At 33.6% G+C, this 4448-nt stretch carries 4 protein-coding genes; all 4 read left to right on the forward strand.

Going from position 1 to position 4448, the window contains the following annotated elements:
• Positions 1-500 (forward strand): alanine racemase (locus HOG71_17800; GenBank protein MBT5992704.1); only part of this gene is annotated, 500 nt, incomplete at its 5' end.
• A 134-nt stretch (positions 501-634) separates the two neighbouring features.
• Positions 635-1087, forward strand: a complete 453-nt coding sequence (locus tag HOG71_17805; protein MBT5992705.1) for a GNAT family N-acetyltransferase — start codon at positions 635-637, stop codon at positions 1085-1087.
• A gap of 2 nt (positions 1088-1089) precedes the next feature.
• On the forward strand, positions 1090-2187 hold the full coding sequence (locus HOG71_17810; GenBank protein ID MBT5992706.1) for an alanine/ornithine racemase family PLP-dependent enzyme: 1098 nt from the start codon (positions 1090-1092) through the stop codon (positions 2185-2187).
• Between the two features lie 111 nt (positions 2188-2298).
• A complete protein-coding gene (locus tag HOG71_17815) occupies positions 2299-3903 on the forward strand; it encodes a sodium:solute symporter family protein (protein ID MBT5992707.1) in 1605 nt (534 codons plus the stop codon).
• Positions 3904-4448 lie beyond the last annotated feature (545 nt).

The following is a 4448-nucleotide window of genomic DNA, read 5'->3' on the forward strand; positions in this document are numbered from 1 at the left end:
ATATGGTTAGGATTGGAATTATGCAATATGGATTTTGGTCGAGCATAGAAACATTGATTAATTATTTGAGTAAACAAAAAAGCAAAGTTGATCCGCTAATTCGGGTGTTGAGATGGAAGACTCAAATAATGAGTATTAAAAATGTGAAAACAGGAGAGTTTATTGGTTATGGTACAGAATATTTAGCCCAACAAGATATGATCATCGGAACTGTTCCTGTTGGATACTCTCACGGCTATAGCAGATCATTAAGTTATCAGGGAAGGGTATTGGTCAACGACAATAGAGTTGATGTCATAGGCGTGGTCAATATGAACTTACTGATTATTGACTTGTCATTGGTCCCGCATACAAAAAAAGGAGATGAAGTTGTTTTGATCGGTAAACAAGGAGATGTTGAAATTACGGTGGCATCATTCAGCGAATTCAGTAATCAGTTAAATTATGAACTTTTAACCAGATTACCTCAGAGTATTCCTCGTTTGCTTGACATATCGTAAAAATTAGATATTTCTGTAAAACAGCCGTAGCCTCAATTACAGGACTTATATTAAATACATTTTGTATTATCTTATTATTTACGTATACTTATCAGCCTTCCTATTATTATATTGTAAAAAAATAATTAAAATTTATGCTTGATATAAAGCTTATTAAAAACACAACAGATTTAAACAAAACTTCATCAACTGATGAAGTAATTGATTTTCTTTTTATTCACCTAGGACAATTTGGGGATACTAAACAAGCCATTCGGCATTGCCTTGACTATGCCTTTAGTCCAGAAAGCGGTAAAGGAGGATTTCTATTAAATGCTTACTATGAAAATAAACTTGTAGGTGTTTTAATAATGAACAACACAGGAATGAAAGAATACATTCCAGAAAATATTCTGGTATACATAGCTGTAGATTCAAGTTGCAGAGGAAAAGGATTTGGAAAAGAAATAATTGAAAAGGCTATTGAATTGACAAAAGGAGCTATGAAACTACATGTTGAGTATGATAATCCTGCTATACGATTATATGAGCGACTGGGATTTGAAAATAAATATGCAGAAATGCGATATAGCGCGAAAAACAAATAACCATGGCAGAAATAAGAGTTAAAACCAAAGCCATAATTGGCAATATAGAAAAGCTCTATAAAATATTATCCAAACATGATATTCAATGGACACTTGTGGTTAAAATGTTATCGGGTAATGATGGAATTTTAACAAAAATTTTAAATGCACCTGAAATTGACAAAATACATTCAATTGGAGATTCCAGATTATCAGGTCTGAAAAAGATAAAACAAATCAGGCCTGATATAAAAACGATGTATATAAAACCCACACCTATTCAATTTGCTAAAACAGTGGTTGAGTATGCAGACTTTTCAGTACACACTTCATTCACTGCAATCAAAGCGATAAGTGCAGCAGCTGTTGCACAAAAAAAGCAACATAAAATCATTATTATGATTGAACTTGGAGAATTGCGTGAGGGCATTATGCGTGAAAATCTGATCGAATTTTATAATAATGTGTTTGAATTACCAAATATTGAAATTGTTGGTTTGGGCACTAATCTGGGCTGTATGTATGGCATTGAACCTACCTATGATAAAATGATCCAACTAAGCCTGTATAAGCAGCTTATTGAAGCAAGGTTTAACAAAAAGCTTGATCTTATTTCTGGAGGAAGTTCAATTACCCTTCCTTTGATTAAGAAACAATTTCCTAAATCAGTTAATCATTTTAGGATAGGAGAATCTATTTTTATGGGTGTTTCTCCTTTAGATGGGAAAAAATTCGAATCGCTTTCTATTGATGCATTTGAATATTCTGCAACCATTATTGAGCTGGAAGAAAAAGAATCTATTCCGGATGGTGTTATTTCGGATGCAAATGTCGGTCATACTTCTGATGAAGTTCATGATGCAGATGATTTCTCCAAGAGTTTCAAAGCTATTCTAGACTTTGGGAGTATTGATGTTGACCATACTGAGTTAATACCAAAAGATAAATCTATTGAATTTATTGGCACCACATCCGACATGACAGTTTATGAACTAGGTACTAATAAAAAGCCTAACGGCCAGCCAAAATATAAGATCGGCCAAAAAGTTCGTTTTACACCCTCATACATGGCCGTTGCCAGACTTATGAATTCTAAATACATCGAAAAGAATATTATCTAACATTTATTTGGTTACAGACTGGAATGTGTTTTAGGCTATTAAAATGATAAAAAAAACCACCAATAAATATTCTTACAAGGCCATTCCAATCGCTTAAATATCACTTATTATATGCATATTGTTGACATTATAATATTTGCACTGTACATAATTTTAATGTTAGGAATTGGTTTTTATTTCCATCGGAAAAACCAGAATGTTGATGATTATTATGTCGGTGGAAGAAATATGAAGAGCTGGCATATTGGTTTGTCGGTAGTGGCAACCGATGTAGGTGGAGGCTTTTCAATCGGTTTAGGAGGCTTGGGATTTGCAATTGGACTCTCTGGTTCATGGATGCTTTTTACAGGATTAGTTGGTGCATGGATAAGTGCTGTGGTTTTGATCCCACGGGTAAAAGGATTATCTGAGAAACACAAAATGCTTACTTTTCCTCAGATTTTCGAACATTTCTTTAATTGGCGTGTGGCTCTTCTGGCCGGAGTGATTTCCGCTATTGGTTACATTGGTTTTACAAGTTCACAACTTTTGGCTGGAGCAAAATTGGCATCAGCAACATTTATTGAGCTAGATTTCAAAACCGCCTTACTAATAATGGGATTTATAGCCATTATTTATACTGTATTAGGAGGATTGAAAGCTGTTATTTATACGGATACCATTCAATGGATAATTCTTATGGTCGGATTGATTTTCATTGGCCTCCCATTTTCTTATAAAGCAATAGGGGGTTTTGAAGCCATTCAATCAACACTTTCAGATGATTTTTTGAAGTTTAATAACTTAAGTTGGCAAACATTTCTAAATTGGCTTATCACCATTGTTCCCATCTGGTTTGTAGGGATGACTTTATATCAACGAATTTATGCAGCACGTTCGGAAAAAGAAGCCAAAAAAGCCTGGTTCATTGCCGGATTGTTTGAATATCCTGTGATGGCATTTATGGGGGTTCTACTTGGTTTATTTTCACGAGTTGCTTTTGAGCAGGATATGTTTGCTTATGCCGGATTTGGAATTGCAGATGGAATTGATCCTGAAATGGGTTTACCTTTATTGCTTAGAACAATACTTCCCTTTGGTATGATGGGGCTGATGCTTTCAGCTTACTTTTCTGCCATATTATCAACTGCAGATAGTTGTCTAATGGCAGCCTCTGGTAATGTGGTCACCGACATTCTTGGGAAATTTTTCAAATTCAATAACAACGATTCAAAAGTACTTCGTTTATCAAAATTGGTTACTCTTATCATTGGTGCTTTGGCATTGCTGTTGGCCTCACAAATGACAAAAGTGTTGGATTTGATGCTATATTCCTATGCATTTATGGTATCAGGTTTATTTGTTCCCTTATTAGCAGCTGTTGTTTTGAAAAATAGAAATTCCATTGCTGCTTTTTGGTCAATGTTAGCAGGAGGCACTACGACTCTTGTGCTACTTCTAAATAAGGTTACACTATCAGAATCTCTACCAAAAGAAGTAGTGATTGATGCCTTTCGACAATTGTCTCTCAAATTTGATGTCTTAAATAATATCAATATTGAAGCTCTTTCAATAAATCAGTTAGTTGATAAAGTGGGAAAATTACAGTTAATTGAATTTGATTTATTGGGTATTACTTTTAATCTTCCATTTGGATTGGATGCTAATATTTTCGGGATTTTGGCATCTCTTATCGTGTTTATTCTTTTAAATAAGATTTTTGTTGCCCGACAGTAAGTCTCAACTTTTGATTAGCTACATAATAGAATTTGAAATTCGCGAATTGTAAATGGATGCTCTGTGCTGAAAGTGCTTTTTACACTTTTCCATACTTATATATTGCTTATTATTACACTTTTGAACACATAAATTGTTCTGAAAATTTCATAAATCAACCACTTCACTTTTCAAGTTTATTAACAATTCTTTTAGAGGAGCAAAAATGATAATATTGTTTGCCAGGGTATAAAGAGAGTTCAAATAATCTTGAAAATTTAAGCCACATACCAATTATGAAGCGAAATGTGCTTGATAAATTCATTCTTTCCAGCTAAGCTTGTAGAATCTGTCAAAAAAAATAATTATCTAAATTTGCAAAAGTTTATAAGATTGTTATTTGGCTAAAAATGAATACATGAAAAATGAGGGTGTAAATTAAACTCTGTCCAAAATCGTAAATTTGATTATGGATCAGAACTATTTAGACAATTTAGAAGAAAAAGCGCTAGAACAGTTTAAGAGTGGGAAGTCGCTTTTTGGAAAAGATGGAGCGTTTGCTCCAT

The sequence above is a fragment of the Bacteroidota bacterium genome (genome assembly GCA_018698135.1).
Lineage (GTDB): Bacteria > Bacteroidota > Bacteroidia > CAILMK01 > JAAYUY01 > JABINZ01.

What these genes read in the sequence shown, in the direction of transcription:
- HOG71_17805 (MBT5992705.1), top strand. Translation starts at nt 635, where the DNA reads ATGCTTGATATAAAGCTTATTAAAAACACAACAGATTTAAACAAAACT.
- HOG71_17815 (MBT5992707.1), top strand. Translation starts at nt 2,299, where the DNA reads ATGCATATTGTTGACATTATAATATTTGCACTGTACATAATTTTAATG.
- HOG71_17810 (MBT5992706.1), top strand. Translation starts at nt 1,090, where the DNA reads ATGGCAGAAATAAGAGTTAAAACCAAAGCCATAATTGGCAATATAGAA.